The organism is Proteus hauseri (genome assembly GCF_004116975.1).
GTDB classification, from domain to species: Bacteria; Pseudomonadota; Gammaproteobacteria; order Enterobacterales; family Enterobacteriaceae; genus Proteus; species Proteus hauseri.
Genome location: NZ_CP026364.1, coordinates 766,091 through 786,095, shown reverse-complemented (window position 1 = coordinate 786,095; position 20,005 = coordinate 766,091). Strand labels below are relative to the sequence as shown.

General features: G+C 36.6%; 17 protein-coding genes, 3 tRNA genes and 1 pseudogene. 12 read left to right on the top strand and 9 right to left on the bottom strand.

The features are described from left to right. Nucleotides 1-83 precede the first annotated feature (83 nt). Nucleotides 84-1,418: an amino-acid N-acetyltransferase gene (argA, locus tag PH4a_RS03775; RefSeq protein WP_064720992.1), complete on the bottom strand. Its 1,335-nt coding sequence runs from the start codon at nucleotides 1,416-1,418 to the stop codon at nucleotides 84-86. 243 nt (nucleotides 1,419-1,661) lie between these two features. On the opposite strand from argA, the gene amiC reads away from it, so the two are divergent. Further along, entirely contained in the window at nucleotides 1,662-2,924 is a 1,263-nt protein-coding gene (gene amiC, locus PH4a_RS03770; protein ID WP_129037856.1) for an N-acetylmuramoyl-L-alanine amidase AmiC, read from the top strand. Nucleotides 2,925-3,140: 216 nt separating this feature from the next. Here amiC and PH4a_RS03765 read toward each other — a convergent pair. The 3 genes from PH4a_RS03765 to PH4a_RS03755 form a co-directional block, all read right to left on the bottom strand. Beyond that, a tRNA-Met gene (locus PH4a_RS03765) sits at nucleotides 3,141-3,217 on the bottom strand. Between the two features lie 23 nt (nucleotides 3,218-3,240). Continuing rightward, a tRNA-Met gene (locus PH4a_RS03760) sits at nucleotides 3,241-3,317 on the bottom strand. Between the two features lie 44 nt (nucleotides 3,318-3,361). Then, nucleotides 3,362-3,438 (bottom strand) — tRNA-Met (locus PH4a_RS03755). A gap of 258 nt (nucleotides 3,439-3,696) precedes the next feature. Between PH4a_RS03755 and mltA the strand changes: the two genes are divergently transcribed. Both mltA and tcdA read left to right on the top strand, forming a co-directional pair. Then, on the top strand, nucleotides 3,697-4,791 hold the full coding sequence (gene mltA / locus PH4a_RS03750; protein WP_129037854.1) for a murein transglycosylase A: 1,095 nt from the start codon (nucleotides 3,697-3,699) through the stop codon (nucleotides 4,789-4,791). Nucleotides 4,792-4,901: 110 nt separating this feature from the next. Next, nucleotides 4,902-5,749 (top strand): annotated as a pseudogene (tcdA, locus tag PH4a_RS03745) (tRNA cyclic N6-threonylcarbamoyladenosine(37) synthase TcdA). Nucleotides 5,750-5,831: 82 nt separating this feature from the next. Here the strand turns inward: tcdA and csdE are convergent. Further along, nucleotides 5,832-6,284, bottom strand: coding sequence for a cysteine desulfurase sulfur acceptor subunit CsdE (csdE, locus tag PH4a_RS03740; RefSeq protein ID WP_129037851.1), 453 nt, complete (start codon nucleotides 6,282-6,284; stop codon nucleotides 5,832-5,834). Nucleotides 6,285-6,291: 7 nt separating this feature from the next. After that, nucleotides 6,292-7,500, bottom strand: a complete 1,209-nt coding sequence (gene csdA / locus PH4a_RS03735) for a cysteine desulfurase CsdA (protein WP_129037849.1) — start codon at nucleotides 7,498-7,500, stop codon at nucleotides 6,292-6,294. Between the two features lie 656 nt (nucleotides 7,501-8,156). Between csdA and PH4a_RS03730 the strand changes: the two genes are divergently transcribed. Genes PH4a_RS03730 through rlmM form a run of 3 tightly spaced genes read left to right on the top strand, consistent with a single transcriptional unit; the run spans nucleotide 8,157 to nucleotide 10,607 of the window. Further along, nucleotides 8,157-9,077 (top strand): transcriptional regulator GcvA, encoded by a 921-nt coding sequence (locus tag PH4a_RS03730; protein WP_064720988.1) that lies wholly within the window; start codon nucleotides 8,157-8,159, stop codon nucleotides 9,075-9,077. Nucleotides 9,078-9,121: 44 nt separating this feature from the next. Continuing rightward, nucleotides 9,122-9,517: a DUF423 domain-containing protein gene (locus tag PH4a_RS03725; RefSeq protein ID WP_064720987.1), complete on the top strand. Its 396-nt coding sequence runs from the start codon at nucleotides 9,122-9,124 to the stop codon at nucleotides 9,515-9,517. Next, nucleotides 9,510-10,607: a 23S rRNA (cytidine(2498)-2'-O)-methyltransferase RlmM gene (gene rlmM / locus PH4a_RS03720; RefSeq protein ID WP_064720986.1), complete on the top strand. Its 1,098-nt coding sequence runs from the start codon at nucleotides 9,510-9,512 to the stop codon at nucleotides 10,605-10,607. The genes PH4a_RS03725 and rlmM overlap by 8 nt, the downstream gene beginning before the upstream one ends. A gap of 136 nt (nucleotides 10,608-10,743) precedes the next feature. Here rlmM and xni read toward each other — a convergent pair whose 3' ends face one another. The 3 genes from xni to queF form a co-directional block, all read right to left on the bottom strand. Continuing rightward, nucleotides 10,744-11,493: a flap endonuclease Xni gene (gene xni / locus PH4a_RS03715; RefSeq protein ID WP_129037847.1), complete on the bottom strand. Its 750-nt coding sequence runs from the start codon at nucleotides 11,491-11,493 to the stop codon at nucleotides 10,744-10,746. Between the two features lie 6 nt (nucleotides 11,494-11,499). Next, complete coding sequence (ppnN, locus tag PH4a_RS03710) at nucleotides 11,500-12,867, bottom strand: nucleotide 5'-monophosphate nucleosidase PpnN (RefSeq protein WP_129037845.1); 1,368 nt, start codon at nucleotides 12,865-12,867, stop codon at nucleotides 11,500-11,502. A gap of 92 nt (nucleotides 12,868-12,959) precedes the next feature. Further along, complete coding sequence (gene queF / locus PH4a_RS03705) at nucleotides 12,960-13,805, bottom strand: NADPH-dependent 7-cyano-7-deazaguanine reductase QueF (RefSeq protein WP_129037843.1); 846 nt, start codon at nucleotides 13,803-13,805, stop codon at nucleotides 12,960-12,962. Between the two features lie 154 nt (nucleotides 13,806-13,959). On the opposite strand from queF, the gene syd reads away from it, so the two are divergent. The 6 genes from syd to PH4a_RS03675 all read left to right on the top strand — a co-directional run bounded on the left by syd (nucleotide 13,960) and on the right by PH4a_RS03675 (nucleotide 19,930). Further along, on the top strand, nucleotides 13,960-14,511 hold the full coding sequence (gene syd / locus PH4a_RS03700; RefSeq protein ID WP_129037841.1) for a SecY-interacting protein: 552 nt from the start codon (nucleotides 13,960-13,962) through the stop codon (nucleotides 14,509-14,511). A gap of 463 nt (nucleotides 14,512-14,974) precedes the next feature. Further along, the gene (locus tag PH4a_RS03695) at nucleotides 14,975-15,295 is read left to right on the top strand and encodes a YqcC family protein (protein WP_064720981.1); all 321 of its coding nucleotides are present in this window, start codon (nucleotides 14,975-14,977) and stop codon (nucleotides 15,293-15,295) included. Between the two features lie 11 nt (nucleotides 15,296-15,306). Further along, nucleotides 15,307-16,071 (top strand): tRNA pseudouridine(65) synthase TruC, encoded by a 765-nt coding sequence (gene truC, locus PH4a_RS03690; RefSeq protein ID WP_129041786.1) that lies wholly within the window; start codon nucleotides 15,307-15,309, stop codon nucleotides 16,069-16,071. A 300-nt stretch (nucleotides 16,072-16,371) separates the two neighbouring features. Beyond that, nucleotides 16,372-17,817, top strand: a complete 1,446-nt coding sequence (gene ptsG / locus PH4a_RS03685) for a PTS glucose transporter subunit IIBC (protein WP_129037838.1) — start codon at nucleotides 16,372-16,374, stop codon at nucleotides 17,815-17,817. Nucleotides 17,818-17,942: 125 nt separating this feature from the next. Further along, nucleotides 17,943-19,418, top strand: coding sequence for a hypothetical protein (locus PH4a_RS03680; protein WP_129037836.1), 1,476 nt, complete (start codon nucleotides 17,943-17,945; stop codon nucleotides 19,416-19,418). A gap of 68 nt (nucleotides 19,419-19,486) precedes the next feature. After that, on the top strand, nucleotides 19,487-19,930 hold the full coding sequence (locus PH4a_RS03675) for a flavodoxin (RefSeq protein WP_129037834.1): 444 nt from the start codon (nucleotides 19,487-19,489) through the stop codon (nucleotides 19,928-19,930). Nucleotides 19,931-20,005: the final 75 nt, after the last annotated feature.

Below are 20,005 nucleotides of genomic sequence, written 5' to 3'. Positions count from 1 at the left end.
TTTATCAAGATAACAAATATGAAAAAGACAGGTATTGAGAGGGACACCTGTCTTTTTTCGTTTTGAATGACTAAAAAGTAAAATTACTCTTTGTGTAAATCTAAAATCAATATTTTAGAACGGCGTTGATAGTTGTATAGCGCTTGTTTTTCTATTGGTAGTTTATCAATTTCAGCTGGTTCAAATCCTTTTTCTTGAAACCAGTGAATGCTGCGGGTTGTTAAAACAAATAATTTTTCTAAACCTATCTGTTTGGCATGAGCTGAAATACGTTGTAGTAAAGCTTCACCACGACAAGAGCTACGATAATCAGGATGAACAGCTACACAAGCCATTTCACCAATTTTTTCGGATTGATAAGGATAGAGTGCAGCACAGGCTATTGTAAGGTTATCGCGCTCAATTATCGTAAATTGGTCAATTTCAATTTCGAGCTGTTCTCTTGAACGACGAACCAGAATACCTTGTTGTTCTAAAGGACGAATAAGTTCAAGGATACCCCCAATATCATTAATATTGGCTCTACGCACTTTTTCTGCGCTTTCCATGACAATTTGAGTACCAATACCGTCACGAGAGAACAGCTCTTGAATTAATGCACCATTAGATTGATAACTTAACAGGTGGCTACGTTCTACACCTCGACGACAGGCTTTTACCGCACCTCGTAAAAATCTCACTGTACCTGAGTGATAATCGCCTTCAGTTTGTAGTTCGCGAATTTTATCTTCGGCTTGATTTGGTAAAAGCTCAGAAAGAATATAGCCATTTTCATCCACAACACCTTGAAAAGAACAAAAGCCAATAAGTTTTTGTGCTTTTAGTTTGATAGCTAACTGAGTGGCGACCTCTTCGGAAGTTAAATTAAAACTTTCCCCTGTAACAGAAACTGCAACAGGCCCAATTAATACGATAGCATTGCTATTTAATTGGCGATGAATAGCTTCTTCATCGATACGACGAATTTTGCCGCTATGGCAATAATCAACACCATCATCAACACCTAAAGGCTGGGCAATAACAAAATTACCACTAACAACATTAATATGTGCACCTTGTAGTGGGGTGTTGCTTAAGCTCATTGACAAGCGAGCAGTGATATCGAGTTGTAATGTACCTGCTGCTTGTTTTACGATCTCAAGTGTTTTGCTGTCGGTTATTCGAGTGTATTTATGATAAAGCGGTGCATATTTTTGCGCTTCAAGTGCGGAATCAATTTGTGGCCTTGCACCATACACAACAACAAGGCGAATGCCTAAACTATGTAATAACCCAATATCATTTATGATCGATGGGAAATTTTCGTGAGCGATTGCTTCACCACCTAACATAATGACAAAGGTTTTGCCTCTATGTGCATTAATATACGGAACCGAGTGGCGGAATCCATCGACCAGTTCGGTGCTGCGCTCTTTCATAAAACCCTCTCAAGTGAATTTTTATTCGCATTTATTGTATTTTTATTCTTTTTGGAGAGGAATGGCAAGTAAAATCCTATCTTATTGTTTTAGCCGAAGGCAGAATATTTGTGTAAATGTGTGTATTTGTGCTGTTTTTAAGTGACAGTGATGAGTGGATTGGGTAAAGTTTTTCGTTCGCAGTCTATTTTATCTCTCTCTTTCGGTATTTATTGGCGTTAATTGTTTTGTGGAATATTTTCAATGAGTCATTCAGAGCATAATCAAACGCGTCGTCGTCTTATTAAAGGAATTGGCGCGTTACTATTATTAAGTGTCAGTCCTGTTGGTTTAGCCGCATCTGCATCTGTTGTTGCAGTAAGGGTTTGGCCTGCCTCGACTTATACTCGTGTGACAATAGAATCGAGTACTCCATTAAAATATCGTCAGTTTACACTGTCAAATCCTGAGCGAATTGTGGTGGACTTAGAAGGTGTTCAGCTTAATAGCGTTTTAAAAGGGGCTGCTAACCAAGTTCAAACGAGTGACCCTTATTTAAAACTTATGCGTGTTGGTCAAAATACGCCAAAAACAGTTCGACTGGTATTTGAAGTGAAAACTCCGGTTCAGCCACAAATGTTTACTTTAAAACCTGTTGCTGAATTTAGAAATCGTTTGGTGCTAGATTTTTATCCAAGTAATGGCGCTTCAGAGATAGAAGATGATCCGTTATTAGCACTGTTACGTGAGTATAACGATGGTGATTTACAACAAGCTGTACCAGCCCAAACGGATACGCGTAAACCCGGTAGAGCCGGGCGCGATAGGCCTATTATTATCATGATCGATCCGGGGCATGGTGGTGAAGATCCTGGGGCTATTGGCAAATATAAAACTCGTGAAAAAGATGTGGTGTTGCAGATTGCTCGCCGCTTAAGAACGCTTATCGATAAAGATGCGAAAATGAAAGCGTATATGACTCGTAATGAAGATGTGTTTATTCCATTAACCGTTCGAGTTGCTAAAGCGAGAAAAATGCAGGCAGATCTTTTTGTTTCTATTCATGCGGATGCTTTTACTAATCGTTCTGCAAGAGGCTCATCTGTTTTTGCATTATCCAAAAATGGTGCAACAAGTAATACTGCGCGTTATCTTGCTCAAACTCAGAATGAGGCTGACTTAATCGGTGGGGTGAGTAAAAGTGGTGACCGTTATGTAGACCATGCCATGCTTGATCTTGTGCAAACAGCAACGATTAATGACAGCCTGAAATTTGGTAGTGAAGTACTCAAGTTACTTGGTGGCATTAATAAGCTTCATAAAAACAAAGTAGACCAAGCTGGATTTGCGGTATTAAAGGCGCCAGAAATCCCATCTATCTTGGTAGAAACTGCATTTATTAGTAATATTGAAGAAGAGAAAAAGCTAAAAACGGCTAAATTCCAACAACAAATGGCTGAATCTATTTTTAAAGGGATTAAAGCGTATTTTGCTAATGGTGGTGAGTTAACTTTAGCGGATCGCTAATTAGTATTTATCATCAAGATTAATATCGACAGTAGAAAGTGTACTCTGCGCTTTTTACTGTTTGCTTTATCGACACTTTTGGTTTTATTTCTAAGATAGGGTGGGGAAATAGCAGATATTAATCAATGACGATCATAACGCAATATTTTAGTTTTGGTTTTTTTGAGAAGTAGTTAAAAATTGGATATTTGAAGAGAAGAAAATCTTTAGAAAAATTGGTTGCGGGAGCTGGATTTGAACCAACGACCTTCGGGTTATGAGCCCGACGAGCTACCATACTGCTCCATCCCGCGACTGAATTATTGTTTATAGAAATTGGTTGCGGGAGCTGGATTTGAACCAACGACCTTCGGGTTATGAGCCCGACGAGCTACCATGCTGCTCCATCCCGCGACTGATTACTATAAAACTTTTACTGCCTTTACTGCTTTGTGAATTGGTTGCGGGGGCCAGATTTGAACTGACGACCTTCGGGTTATGAGCCCGACGAGCTACCATGCTGCTCCACCCCGCGTCTCCACAGAGGGGCACTATACTCAGGATCTGCTGAGTTGCAAGTTTTTTATGAAATTTTTACAGTTTTCTTTTAAAAACGGTCAGAAATAATACATCAAGATGTAAAATTAGCCAGTTATACTTATTGGGCTAGCTTAATTTGTCTTGGTAATAGGAAAAGTTTCTCAAGTGATTGTGTATCCATATCTTTATTGATTTGGCTTTGGTATCTTTCTAACCTTAAAATACAAATTTTAGTAATCAGCGGGCATATAAAATGTTTACTTGGCGCAAATCATTAATCCTAGGCATGTTTATGTTTGCCTTGACGGGATGTCATCGTCCAACAGATTTAGGACAGCAATATAAAGATGGAAAACTTAAACAAGATCTTATTGAAGTAAATACGCCAAATACACAAGGTACTCCTATTAATGGGCCTGATTATCTTCAGCAAGTGGATCAGATAAATCAAACCTCATCCCGTTTATACAACAGTAATAAAGAAACGTTTCAAGCAATAGAAAATTGGTTGCGTTCTGGTGCAGATACCCGTCAACTACGCCAATTTAATTTATCGGCTTTCCAAATGGAAGGTGTTGATAATTACGGAAACGTTCAATTTACGGGTTATTACACCCCGGTACTTGAAGCTCGCTTAACTCAACAAGGTGATTTTAAATACCCTATTTATAAAATGCCGGCTAATAGTCGTTCTAAATTGCCTTCTCGTGCGGCGATTTATAATGGTGCATTAAACCAATCACTTATTGCTGCTTATAGTAACTCGATCATGGATAATTTTATGATGGAAGTTCAAGGGAGTGGTTATGTCGATTTTGGTGATGGTAAACCATTAACTTTCTTTGGTTATGCAGGTAAAAATGGGCATCCTTACCGCAGCATTGGCAAGGTATTAATAGATAACGGTGAAGTCGATAGAAAAGATATGTCGATGCTGGCCATTCGCGAATGGGCAGATAAACACAACGATGTTGAAGTCAGAAAATTATTAGAAGAAAATCCTTCTTTTGTTTTCTTCAAACCAGAACCATTTACGCCAGTTCGTGGTGCAAGTGCTATTCCTTTAATTGCAAAAGCCTCTGTGGCATCAGATAGAAGCATAATCCCACCAGGCACGGTATTACTTGCAGAAATTCCTGTGCTGGATAATACGGGAAAATTTACGGGTGAATACCAAATGCGTTTAATGGTGGCATTAGATGTTGGTGGCGCGATAAAAGGACATCACTTTGATATTTACCACGGTATTGGCAAAGAGGCTGGGCAAATGGCTGGGTTTTATAATCATTACGGCCGTGTATGGGTGCTTAAGAAATCACAACTTAGTTTACTCAATCCTGCTCAATAAATACGATTTACTATCCAACTCACTACTATTAACGGTAAAATCATTGAAACGACATGGCTATTGTTAACAATAGCCATGATTACTTCTGTTATTTAGGTTGTTATAGCATTATGCAAAATTCATTATCAGACTCTTATTTACAACGTTTTTCTGGCATCGGGCGGCTTTATGGACAGCAAGCGCTCTCTTACTTTTCCCAAGCTCATATCTGTGTTGTTGGTATTGGTGGTGTAGGAAGTTGGGCGGCAGAAGCGTTAGCGCGTAGTGGTATTGGCGCAATAACATTGATTGATATGGATGATGTATGTGTAACGAATACAAATAGGCAGATCCACGCTTTAAAACAGAGCGTAGGACAACCTAAATGTGATGTCATGAAACAGCGTATTCTTGAGATCAATCCTGAATGTAAAGTCACGAGCGTTGATGATTTTGTTTCAGTTGATAATGTGGCTGAAATGATGAGTAAAGAGTTTGATTATGTTATTGATGCTATTGATAGTATTCGCCCCAAAGCTGCGTTATTAGCTTATTGTCGCCGTTATAAAATTCCCGTAATTACCACGGGGGGGCTGGTGGACAAATTGACCCGACACAAATCCAAGTGATTGATTTAGCAAAAACTATTCAAGACCCATTAGCGGCTAAACTACGAGAACGCCTGAAATCAGATTTTAATGTGGTTAAAAACAGTAAAGGTAAATTAGGAATTGATTGTGTGTTTTCAACTGAGCAACTTGTTTATCCTCAGGCCGATGGCACAGTATGTGCGGCTAAAAGTACGGCGGATGGGGTAAAACGAATGGATTGTTCAGCAGGATTTGGCGCAGTAACAATGGTAACGGCATCGTTCGGTTTTATTGCTGTATCTCACGCATTAAAGAAAATGCTAGCAAAGGCTCAACGTACTCGTCATATTTCAAGTTGTAGCGTTGTTGACAGCGTTCATTCGCACTAGTCACATACTGATGTATGCTCCTAGCGACTCATTCACTGGTCGCCTAGCTACACCTTGAATTATTTAGAGTATAAAATTAAGGTCAAGATTGAGAGGTGAGTGATTTCAATCGTGCGATAATCGCATTCACTCCGTCAGTGCGAGATTGGCTAATTTGATTAGCCAATCCTAATTGATCAAAAATCGCCAACATATCGATATCAGCTATTTCTTGCGCCGTTTTATTTTCAACTGCGGTTAAAATAATCGTCAATAAGCCTTTTACAATGCGTCCATCACTATCGCCATAAACGTGATATTTACCATTTGCTTTTAATTCAACACCCAGCCAAACACGATTCTCACAACCTTTGATCTCTTTTTCTGTTGTTTTTAATTCATCTGGTAGCGCGGGTAATTTGCGTGAGAGTTGAATCAGTAGGCGATATTTATCTTCCCATGCTTTTGATTTTTGAAAATTAATTAATAATGAATCTAAGGTAATTTCATCACCAAAAGGGTGAATTGTTGTTGGATTTTGTGTGTTGTCGCTCATTTTATTATTATTCATCTTTTAATAGTGTTAGTGCGAAATCAACAGCATCAATAAATGCATCGATATCTGCTGGCTGATTATAAGGCATAAAAGAGATGCGTAAACAGCCCGTTATATTTAAGGCATCGATAAGGGGTTGTGCACAATGTTGGCCTGTTCGTAACGCAATACCTTTTTCAGCAATTAATGTTGCTAAATCACTATGGTGAACACCTGCGAAATTAAAAGAAATAACCGGTGAATTAGATGCTCGATAGCTAACAAATCCATTAAATTCACTCAAACGTTTTTCAGCGTGAATAGCAAGCTCAAGAGCATACTGATTAGCTTGATGCATATTTTGCGTTTTTAGCCATGCTAAGGTTGCTGAAAAGGCGAGTACACCCGCAACATTGGGTGTTCCTGCTTCAAAACGATGCGGAATAGGTGCAGGTGTAAAACCCTCGAATGTCGCGTTAGTCAGCATTTTACCGCCACCATGCCAAGGTGACATCGCTTCTAAGTATTTGCGTTTTCCATAGCAAATACCTAAACCATTTGGTCCATAAAGTTTATGTGCTGAGAAAGTATAAAAATCAATATCTAACGCAGCGACATCTGTAGCGTGGTGTGCGATACCTTGTGCGCCATCAACCACTAATAAGCAGTTGTATTGGTGTACACAACGCGAAACTTTATCTAATGCAATTTGTGCGCCAGTAACGTTCGACATTTGGCTGATAGCAACAACACGGGTGCGTTCATTAAGCAAATTTGACAATGTTTCAATTGAAGGCAAAAAATCATCTTCAATTTGCCAGCGAATAATATGAGCCCCAGTCTGCTGAGCTAATATTAACCAAGGAATAAGATTTGCGTGGTGCTCTTGCTCGCTGACAATAATTTCATCACCAGGTTGTAAACGAGGGCGAAAATACCCTTGAGCAATCAAATTTAGAGATTCGGTTGTTCCTTTTGTCCAAATTATGGTGTCGCTATCAGACGTATTGATTAATTCAGCAACTAATTGGCGTGTAGATTCAAACCGTTGGGTTGTTTCTTTGGCTTGTTGATATTGGCTGCGATGAACAGTCGCTGGGCTATGGCGATAAAACATATCTGAAGCTTCTATCATTGCTAAAGGTTTTAAAGCGGTGGCTGCGCTATCAAGATAGATAGTCTTTTCTTTAATAGCTGGAAATTGTTGTCGAAATAAATCAGCAGAAAATGTGTTCATAATTAGGTTGAGTTAGTCGTCAGATAATTTTTATTGATCTGTAGTAAAAGTCTAGTGTGAAAGTTCTGGGTTAATTATATTTTTTTATAACGGAAAAGCCGCATTTATTGCTTATGGTGCCTGATTGAATAAATGGTAACACGATATAGAAGATGAAAGATCACGCAATTGGATATTACCAAGAGTAATTTTAGATTACATATTTTTGTTTTTTTATTTTGCATAAATTGCTTTAAGTTTTTTTAGCATAATAACAAGATGATCACGCTAGGTTTTGGATTAAAACGTTGAAATGAAGAGGAATAAAGAAAAGAAATAAGTGAAAAATAGTGAATAAAAAAAGCACCGCCTTGGCGGTGCACTATAAAATCACTATGGACAGACAGGGTAAATGTACAGGAAGTGAAAAAAAACAGTAGCATCAGCTACCAAGTCTGGAATTTCCAGACAACTTGCAAACACAACATCACAACCACAAAGCCAAAAGTTTGAAGTATTGCTACTACACAACTTTTCGTTCCGGCTTAGGAAGTGCGCTTACTATAGGTATTTACTGGCTAATCATCAAGGGACAATTTATAATGCTTCGCATAAAAAAAACTAATGATGAATGTTAGGATCTACCAACAGCCAAAATAAGGGTTTAAGAGCCGAATATGTCTAAACGTTTACCTCCGCTAAATGCGCTTAGGGTTTTTGATTCAGCGGCGCGTCATTTAAGTTTTACTAAAGCTGCAGAAGAATTATTTGTTACTCAAGCCGCAGTCAGTCACCAAATTAAAACGCTAGAAGAATTTCTTGGGCTAAAATTATTTAGAAGGCGTAATCGTTCTCTTTTATTAACAGAAGAAGGACAGAGTTATTACCTCGATATAAAAGAGATTTTTTCATCGATTAACGAGGCAACTCGCAAATTGCTTGCTCGAAGTGCAAAAGGCGCATTAACGGTTAGCCTTTCACCAAGTTTTGCGATTCAATGGTTAGTGCCTAGATTATCTGGATTTAATCAAGCCTATCCCGGTATTGATGTACGTATACAAGCCGTCGATAGAGAAGAAGACAAACTTGCTGATGATGTTGATGTGGCTATTTTTTATGGTCGAGGTAATTGGACAGGCTTGCGTACAGACCGACTTTATGCAGAATATTTAATTCCGGTTTGTGCTCCTTCTTTGCTAACAGGTGAAAAACCACTAAAAACACCATCAGATCTGATTTATCATACACTCCTGCATGATACTTCTCGCCGAGACTGGCAAGCATATGTTCGCCAATTAGAGATACAAAATCAGATAAACGTTCAGCAAGGGCCTATTTTTAGTCATAGCTCAATGGTAATTCAGGCCGCTGTACATGGACAAGGCGTTGCATTAGTTAATAATGTAATGGCTCGTAGTGAAATTGAATCAGGTCGTTTAGTAAGACCTTTTCAGGATGTGTTAGTCAGTAAAAATGCATTTTATTTAGTTTGCCAAGATAGCCAAGCTGAACTAGGTAAAATTGCTGCTTTTCGCCAATGGATTTTATCGCAAGCGGCTACTGAGCAAGAAAAACTAGGCTTATTGACAACATCTTAATCTTTGCTTTGGCAAGCACACTTCTATACAGAAAGGAATGAACTGTGAATAGTCGTACATTGCTTATGTTCTCTGCTATTAGTGGTTTCTTTTATGTCGCTTTTGGTGCTTTTGCGACGCATAAATTAGCACCTCATTTATCACCCCAGCACTGGGATTATATTCAACTCGCAATGCGTTACCAAATTGTCCATACGCTGTTATTAGTCGGTATCGCCGCCATGTTGATGCGTAAAACAGTTTTATGGTTTTACTGGGCGGGTATTTTCTTTAGTGTGGGTATTTTACTTTTCAGCGGTAGTCTTTATTGTATGGCGCTGACACAAGTTAGATTATTATCTTATTTTACACCAATTGGTGGATTTAGTTTTCTTATCGGTTGGACATTAATTTTTATTGGCGCTTTGCGTCTAAGGGCACCGGCGTCTCGCCATGAATAAAGTTGCATTATATTGTCGCCAAGGTTTTGAAAAAGAGTGCGCGGCTGAGATAACCGACAAAGCAGGTCAAATTGGCGTGTATGGTTTTCCTCGTGTTAAAGAAGAAAGTGGTTATGTTATTTTTGAATGCTATCAAGAAGGTGATGCAGATAAAATCGCTCGCCAAGTCAATTTCCGTGAATTAATTTTTGCTCGTCAAATGTTTGTAACGGGCGAATTATTAAAAAACTTACCACCTGAAGATAGAATCACGCCTATTGTTGGCATGTTACATAGTGGTGCTGAAAAAGCGGGTGAATTGCGCGTTGAAGTTGCTGACACTAATGAAAGCAAAGAATTATTAAAATTCTGTCGTAAATTTACGGTTCCGCTACGTAGTCAGTTACGTAATGAGAAAATTTTATTAAAAGTAGAGAATTTTAGCAGACCTGTTATCCATGTGTTTTTTATTGCACCGGGTTGCTGTTATGTCGGATATTCGTATAGTTTTAATAACTCTCCATTTTATATGGGGATCCCTCGATTAAAATTCCCATCAGATGCGCCAAGCCGCTCTACGCTAAAACTTGAAGAAGCTTTTCATATTTTTATTCCTTATGAAGAGTGGGAAGAACGTTTAGCGAGTGGAATGAGAGCTGTTGATCTAGGTGCTTGCCCCGGTGGTTGGACTTATCAGTTAGTAAAACGCAGTATGATGGTTCATGCTGTTGATAACGGCCCTATGGCACAATCTTTAATGGATACAGGGCAAGTTCGTCATCATCAAGTAGATGGCTTTAAATTTGAACCTACCTCAAAAAATAACACGTGGCTTGTTTGTGATATGGTTGAAAAGCCAGCTAAAGTGGCGGCATTGATGACAACATGGGTTGTAAATGAATGGTGCCGAGAAGCTATTTTTAATTTAAAGCTGCCAATGAAAAAACGTTATGAAGAGGTTTCTCATATTCTTGAGAAAATCAGAACAGAGCTGGCAGAGAAAGGCATTAATGCTAAAGTTCAAGCTAAACATCTTTATCATGATCGTGAAGAGATTACTGTTCACATTCAAAATATTTGGGCTGCTTATCGTCCTGAACGTGAATTTTAGTTAGAAAATAAGTACTGCTATTTCAATCGATTACTGATAATTTTTTGCAAAAAAAAGCTGAGTTTATAAACACTCAGCTTTTTTGTTTTGATTTCTATTGGTTTAATTTTTTTACTACTTCTATTTCAGATTTTTACTATTTTAAACGTAGCTGTTGAAGGTTGCCGTTTAAGTGAATATCTGTGCGTAATGTAGTTATTTCTCGACTGATAAAAGCAGCTTCTTTATGCGCAATTAGTTTGTTCTGCCATTTTTTAGGCACATTTTCAATATTCTGATAAAGCGACTCTAGATCCGGATAAGCTTGGATCAGTTCTGTCGCACTTTTAGGTCCAATACCAGCAACACCAGAAACTTTACTGCTGCTAACTCCGGTTAGGCCCCAATAGTTTGTTAATTGAGATGGTTCAACTCCAAATTCAGTGCGAATAAAATCAAGATCTAGCCAGCGGCGTTGAAAATAATCACGAATACGTATAGAAGGGGAAAGCAACTGACAATAGCCTTTATCAGTAGAAATAATGGTAACGCGATAACCTGCTTTAGCGACTTTACTCGCAAGGGTCGCAGCAACATCATCAGCTTCATCCCCACCAGAATGCCAACTTTGTATACCAAGATTAAATAACATCGCTTTGATTTCAGGTAACTGTTGACGTAAATCATCAGGCATTGGTGTACGTCCTGCTTTATATTCAGGGAGTAGCTGATGTCGCCAACTGCCATCTCTGTCATCTTCATCAAATACAGCAACAGCATGGGTTGGTTGTGTGTGACCAAGGAGTTGATTAACGCTTTGCTCACACACAGTAAGGCAAGAGGAACCTGATGCCGCATGGATACGGCGGATCAGGTTTAAAGCATCAATAATCAGCAAATGTATCATAATAAATTAGCTGATAATTTCATAACAAGGTTGGTAAGCTGTGCCACCTGGTAATTTCATACGGTGTTGCTCAACAAAACCTGCTAATAAAATATCCATACGACGCATAATATCGCTATCACCGTGGATTTTATAAGGGCCATAAGCTTCTATCGCTTTCATACCGACTTCTTTGACATTACCTGCCACAATTCCAGAGAAAGCACGACGTAAGTCAGCTGCTAATTTTTCAGGTGATTGATCAGTACTTAAGTTTAGTGATGCCATATTTTCATGAGTTGGTTCAAAGGGGTGCTGTAAATCAGCATTAATCTTCATTGACCAGTTAAAACTATAAGCATCACCAGTACTACGGCGATTATCTTTAACCAATGGCATGTATTTCTTCATGATACGAGCCACTTCAGGGGCATCATCAATAATAATTTGGTAATGACGTCTTGCTTCATCGCCTAATGTGTTGGCGATAAAATCATCAAGTACGTGGAAGTAATCTGCACTTTCTTTAGGACCGGTCAAAATAAGAGGTAATACTTGATCCTGATTTTCTGGCGACATTAAAATACCGAGCAGATATAACAACTCTTCTGCAGTACCAACACCACCTGGAAAAATAATAATACCATGTCCAATACGAACGAATGATTCCAGACGTTTTTCAATATCAGGCATGATAATTAATTCATTAACTAATGGATTTGGCGGCTCAGCGGCTATGATTGAAGGCTCGGTCATACCAATAAAGCGGCTATTTCTGTAACGTTGCTGAGCATGACCCACAGCGGCACCTTTCATCGGTGCTTCCATCGCACCTGGTCCACAACCTGTGCAGATATTTAACTCACGTAAACCTAATTCATTACCTACTTTTCTACCATAGAGGTATTCAGTTTCATTGATAGAGTGCCCCCCCCAGCAAACAATCATATTGGGATTTTCATCAATATGTAGTGCTCTGGCATTACGCAAAATAGAGAAAATGGTATTCGTGATATGAGTGCTATTTTCTAAGTTTAAGCGAAGATCGCGTTTTGCTGTGGTGATCTGACCATGAACAAATAGAATATCACGTAGCACTGCAAATAAGTTTGCTTGCAGTGATCGGATAATTTTTCCGTCAACAAAGGCGTCTTCAGGAGGATTGACTAACTCTAGTTTGACGCCTCGTTCGCGGCGCAATACGTTAATATCAAAATCTTGGTATTTAGATAACAGTTCTTTACTACTATCAGTAAGGCTACCAGAGTTGAGTACTGCAAGAGAACAGTTGCGAAATAGCTGGTAAAGATCACTACTTGCTGTTCTTTTGAGCATATCAACTTCTAGCTGTGAAAGCAGATCCATGGAACCTAATGGGCTGACATGAGTTATCACGTAGGACTCCTTTTTCTCCCGAAATAACAAACTGAAGTGCAAACTGATCTTTGTATAACACAGATCATATTAACATACAGGCATTATTCCTGTTATTGTCTGGCTAATCGACCATTTTCTGGAACAAACTCACAATTACTCCGCCAAGGATTAATATCTAATCCGCCACGGCGTGTATATCTTGCATATACAGTTAATGTTTCAGGTGAACATAACTGCATAATATCATTAAAAATTCGCTCAACACACTGCTCATGAAATTCGTTATGTTGCCTAAACGAAACTAAATAACGAAGTAACTTTTCACGGTCAATTTTTTTGCCTTTATATTGGATCATGACGGATCCCCAATCTGGCTGATTAGTAATCAAGCAATTTGATTTTAACAGATGGCTAACTAACGTTTCTTCAACAAATATATCTGTTGTTGATTGGTTTAACCATTGAGTATCGAATTGATAATTATTAATTTCGATATCTTGGTTATCAATACACTCTCCCGCAAAATCAATAATAGGTTGTGATGTAAAATGCGAAAGAGGGTAAAGAGATAGGTTTACGGAGCCTTTGGCACAGGATGTTAAATCTTGACGTAATATTTTTTCAACTGCTTCCCAATTATCAAATCGAGTTTGGTTAAAACTGTTGAGATAAAGTTTAAAACTTTTTGATTCAATCAGATTTTCGCTGGTTGCATCTAATTCAACGTACCCAATGGCAACTTGGGGTAATCCTTTGTTATTTAGCCAAGATAATTCGTAAAGCGTCCAAATATCGCCACCATGAAAAGGCAAATTTTCTGTATTTAGAGATAAAGCATCACGGTTAAGGCTGCGAGGTACACCTTGTAATAATTCTGCATTATATTGTTCGTGATATTGTGTTTCTTTGCCTAATGATAATGATGCGAGGGTTTTATCTCCCTGATATAAAGGCATAATTGGCTTCCTAACGGTCAAAAATAAAAGAGTGCTAATTATACTATTGAAACATCAATAGTATATGAATGCTTTTTTTGCTGCTCTGAATTATCGTTATTATCAGGTAACATAAGGTAATTAACTCTATTTTATCAATATAAAGCAGATAACAATGACAGAGAATATTGCTTCTAAATTAAAAAAACTGACTCAGGAGTATGTCAGTTTATGGCAAGAGAAATCTGGGTTACCACCAGCAAGTCGGGATTTGTATGGTGTTCCATCTACTTGTATTACAAGAACTGGTGATGAAGCCGTTTATTGGTTACCTCAGCCTTTTATAGGGACTCATAAATTAGAAAAAGTTGAAAAAGCGATGGGGATAACTATTCGCCCTGAGTTACATGATTATTTTAGTACTCAATTTGCAGGCGACATGCAGGTTTGCTTTAGAAATATTAATTTCAGTTTGATTCAAATTTGGAGTGAAGAAGATTTTATTCGCTTACAAGAAAACATCATCGGTCACCTTGTTACGCAAAAACGACTTAAACTAACACCAACCCTTTTTATTGGCACAACAGATTCAGAAAAAGATATTATTTCTGTATGTAATGTTTCTGGTGAAGTTATTCTTGAAACCTTTGGTCAAAAGAAAAAAGAAGTACTAGCAGAAAGTCTCTCTATTTTTCTATCAGAATTAACGCCTATTTTTGATGAATAATGTAATCTTTAACCTGTTTTGCATGTGAGATATCTCTTACAAAATGAATCTTATTTCTTGAACTCAGTGTCACTATTTAAAGTAAACATCTTATTTTTTCAGTAAGAGCAATAGGTTAATAATTGATTGTTTTTATTTATGAATTTTAAAATTATATTGCTTTTATACTGTGGGTTGTTTGACTAACTAATTATTGGCATTCTACGTCTACCAACATAGGAATTGTTTGGTGGCCGATATAACGTAAAGTAATCAAGGATGCAGGAAATAAGGATATTTCTATTAATGCGAGATAAGGACGAAGTATTAAGGATAGAATAAAACGGTCTTGCTAGGATGCATGTGCTGTACAGACAGGCATATTTTTGTCTAAAAGGAGTTTCGGCTCCTTTTATTTTTTATTTGTTTTCTGTGAATCACCCCCAATGTTATTCTTACTCTGTATTTTTATAAGGAATAACCAATGACACCTGAAAAACGCATTTTAGCCCAATTGTTACTTATCGAAGAAGAAATGAGAAAAATAGCATTGTGGCAATCAGAGCCACCTTGTGATGGCGCATTTGAAAGTAAAGAGCCTTTCTATATTGATACGATGGCTGCTCATGAGTGGCTGCAATGGGTATTGATACCACGTTTAGTCTCTATGATTGAAAATGAAATGCCATTGCCTAATGCCTTTTCAATTTCACCTTATTATGAAGAAGCTTTTAAAGATGATAGCACTCGTGATTACACTGATTTATTAGTTCATTTACGTGAACTTGATACTTTTTTTAAATAATAAGGTAGATGATGCTAGATATTATTTATCAAGATGAATACCTTATTGCGGTGAATAAACCCGCTGGATGGCTTGTTCACCGCAGTTGGCTCGATAGGCATGAAACTGTCTTTGTGATGCAAACATTAAGAGATCAAATAGGGCAACATGTTTTTCCTGTGCATCGTCTTGACCGACCTACTTCGGGTGTTTTACTGATGGCGCTTTCTTCTGATGTTGCAAGACAACTTTCTCAATATTTTGAACTGCATAAAACAGAAAAAATTTATCATGCAGTTGTTCGGGGTTATGTTGAAGAAGCATCAGTGATAGATAGCCCTCTGATTGAAGAACTCGATAAAATCGCTGATAAATTTGCTACACAACCAGCGCAAATGCAAGAATGTGTGACTCATTGCCAACCTTTAGCTATAGTTGAAAAAGATGTTGCGATAGGTCGTTATCTTACCTCTCGTTTTAGTTTGCTTGAATTACGCCCAGAAACCGGACGTAAACATCAGTTACGTCGGCATATGTCTCATATTCGCCACCCTATTATTGGTGATACTGCTCATGGTGATTTGCGACAAAACCGAGGTGTAGTAAATAATTTTCAGTCCCATCGCTTGATGTTACACGCAAGCCATCTAAACTTAATTCATCCAATAACAGGACAGGCGCTCAATTTAACAGCCAAATGGGATCTACCTTGGCAGCATTTGATCAACCAATTTGGCTGGCGTGGATTAAGGCCAGAATTAGAACAATATGGCGATGATTTAGCTTGCCATTTTTAATTTGTTGCACCGCGTTATTACTCCTTTCCTTCCGTGACCATCAAGGTTTATTTATATAAACCTTGATAGATTGCGCAAATTAAATTTATTTCTAATTATTTGTAAAATATATAATTATTTAAATTGATAAAACTGTATGTTTTGAAACGTGACAGCTATCAACTATTCAACTGATGATTTATTTTATGATGTAAAATAAATAGAGCTTATCATAAGATAAGTTAATGAAATTAACCCACACTAGTACATATAATTAAAAAACCAATAATACATACAAGCCACACTCCGGGAGTCTGCTCGATGTTTAAAAACCTATTTGTTGTTTTACAAAAAATCGGAAAATCCTTGATGTTACCGGTATCTGTGCTACCTATTGCCGGTATTTTATTAGGGGTTGGTTCTGCGGATCTTTCGTGGATCCCTACATCTGTTTCTCAAGTAATGGCTGAAGCGGGTGGTTCCGTTTTCTCTAATATGCCACTTATTTTCGCCATTGGTGTTGCATTAGGATTTACCAACAACGATGGTGTATCAGCACTTGCTTCGGTTGTTGCTTACGGCATTATGTCTAAAACCATGATTGTAGTTGCACCCTGGGTTCTTGGGCTTTCAGCTGCGGATATTGAAGCACAACACTTAACAGATACTGGTGTTTTAGGAGGTATTATTGCTGGTGTTATTGCCGCTTCAATGTTTAATCGTTTTTACCGTATTAAATTACCTGAATATTTAGGATTCTTTGCTGGAAAACGTTTTGTACCTATTATTTCGGGTTTAATTGCAATTTTTGTTGGCGTTATTTTGGCTTTTATTTGGCCACCTATCGGTACAGCTATCCAACGTTTTTCTGAATGGGCTGCTTACCAAAATCCAGCTGTAGCCTTTGGTATTTATGGTGTTGTAGAGCGTGGATTAGTGCCATTTGGTTTGCATCATATCTGGAATGTACCATTCCAAATGCAAGTTGGTGAGTATGTAAATAGTGCAGGGCAAGTTTTCCACGGTGATATTCCTCGTTATATGGCTGGTGACCCAACTGCGGGTATGTTATCAGGTGGTTTCTTATTCAAAATGTTTGGTTTACCTGCGGCAGCAATTGCTATTTGGCACACAGCACGACCTGAAAATCGTTTAAAAGTTGGTGGTATCATGATATCGGCGGCATTAACTGCCTTCTTAACCGGGATCACTGAGCCTATCGAATTCTCATTTATGTTTGTTGCGCCTATTCTTTATGTTATTCACGCTATTTTGGCTGGTTTAGCATTTGTGATTTGTATTTTATTAGGTATGCGCGATGGTACTAGTTTCTCTCATGGTTTAATTGATTTTATCGTTTTAAGTGGCAACAGTAGCAAGCTTTATCTGTTCCCAATTATTGGCTTACTCTATGCTGCAACTTATTACACTATTTTCCGTTTCCTTATTGTGAAATTAAATCTGAAAACACCTGGTCGTGAAGTTGAAGATAAAAATACTCAACAAGTCGATACAAGTGCTATGGGGCAGTCTTTAGTCACTGCTTTTGGCGGAAAAGATAATATTACGAACTTGGATGCGTGTATTACACGTTTACGTATTGGTGTAAAAGATATTGAAAAAGTTGATCGTGAAGGTTTGAAAAAACTGGGAGCAGCAGGTGTGGTAGTGGTCGGTTCTGGTGTTCAAGCAATCTTTGGTCCTAAGTCTGATAATTTAAAAACAGATATGGATGAATATATGCGATCTTTGGATACGACTAAATAATAAATTATTTTTGACTAAATCATAAAAACACTCTTATGTGTAAACTGGGAGTGTTTTTTTATTGAAATAATATAGATGATAATTATGTAATTCTCTTAAGTATTAGTCAGAATTTAGGAGAAAAAATGAGAACTACATTATCAATAGACAATAATAAATATAAAACTTTCGTACTCTCATTAAGTGATAGTAAAGAGATCTCTTTTGAAGAAAAAGATTTATTTTCATTTGTAAAGTATAAGAATGAAGAACTGAAAATTTTTAACAAAGATAAAGAATTTATATTTTCAAAATTTAATATAGAATTGAAAGGTGCACTTGAAAAGTACATATCAAGTAAAAGTAAAAAAGATAGATTTACTAAGTTAAATAAAATTATTATAGATAGTGGGTTATCTGAAAATATAAAAATATCTGAGAAGAAAATGACTATATTACATTTAAATAGTGGTAATGAACTCAATCAATTATTCTCTAAACTTTTAAAAAATAAAACCAAACACAGCACTCTCTTTAAAATGTTATTTAGTGATAAGAATTTAATGATTAACAGATTTATTTCTAAAGATAAAAAAGAAATTTTTCATAGTATTGAGAAAATCGCTAATAACATAAATAAAAATGACTCATTTTTTACATTAAAAAATAAGAAACAATCAAAAATATATAATAAAAAAATGTCAGTGATGTTAGAAGTACCATCGAAAACATCTGATATTATAAATAAAAAAATTGATTTTATTGATAAATCAAGAGGTAATTCAACTCAAGATAATATGATAATAAGTATAAAAAAAAGAGAGGGCAGAGTATCTGAAATAGCAAATGAAGCAAATGAAAAATTAAAAATAATAAGTGAAATTAGTAAAAATGAAGTAAAAATGAATAATATTTTGGGTGTTTTTAATGGTGGGGTATTAAAAACAATCGAATGTATAAATAACTTATCTGTTTTCACTGGTTCTAAACCTGAAGATATTAGTGCTGACTTGAATTTTATTAAGGATAATAATTATTATATTGATAAGTTAAAAAATGTACGAAATAAAACTAATAATATTGATAATTATTTAAACCTGGGCATGGAAGAACTTAATTCAAAATTAAATGAGATAGAATTAACTATTACTATTCTGGATGAAGAAATAAAAAAGATACTTTCTTTTAAAGAGTGCAAATTAAATGTTATTTGTGATTTTTTTAAGTTGCATAAATTTACAACGATTAATGATTTTAATTCAAAAAGTACTTTTCTTGATAAAATAAAAGATATTTCTTCTCAATTATATTTTTATAATGAATCATTAAAAAAACCTAAAGGGATTTTTTCTAGAATATATAAATATTTCTTCCCAAATAAGTATCAAAAAAAACAGAAAGAAAGTAATAATGCTTTTCATAAAGTAAATGAGTTATATAAAAATTTATTTCATTTACTCAACTCTGAAGATTTTAAAAATAACCCTGTACCTGAATGGGCATGTAAAATGGTAGCTAAAACAATAAATGAATCTGTGCCTATGAACGATATTTTTTGGTGTTACTCTAAAGAGCACACTGAATGGAATAAAATTTATAAAGAATTTTTTCTTGAGAAATAAGTGGCATAATTTGTATATAGATAACGATAGTGTGTAGCTTTCTATGTTTATTGGTAATAGGGGACATCATGGCAGAAATTGGCATTTTTATAGGAACTGTTTACGGCAACGCATTAGCGGTGGCGGAAGAAGCACAGCGTATTTTGATTGAGCATAAACATCAAGCCAATGTTTATGAAGACGGTACATTAGCTGATTGGCAAAAATATTCGACAGTTTTAGTTATTACCTCAACTACAGGTCAAGGTGATTTACCAGATAATATCGCGCCGTTATATCATGAGTTACGCGATAATTTGGGTTATCAGCCTAATTTAAATTATGGCTTAATTGCTTTGGGCGATAGTAGCTACGACCATTATTGTGGTGGCGGTATGCAATTTGAAGAACTATTACAAGAACATCAAGCGAAACGTATTGGTGAGATATTGAAAATTGATGGTATAGAAATAGCAGAACCTGAAGTATTTGCTATAGAATGGTTAGAACACTGGGCTAAACTATTAAACTAATATCTGTTAATACTCAATGTTTAAATACTCAATGTTCAAATAACATCTTGCTAAATAATACTTTATTAAAAAATA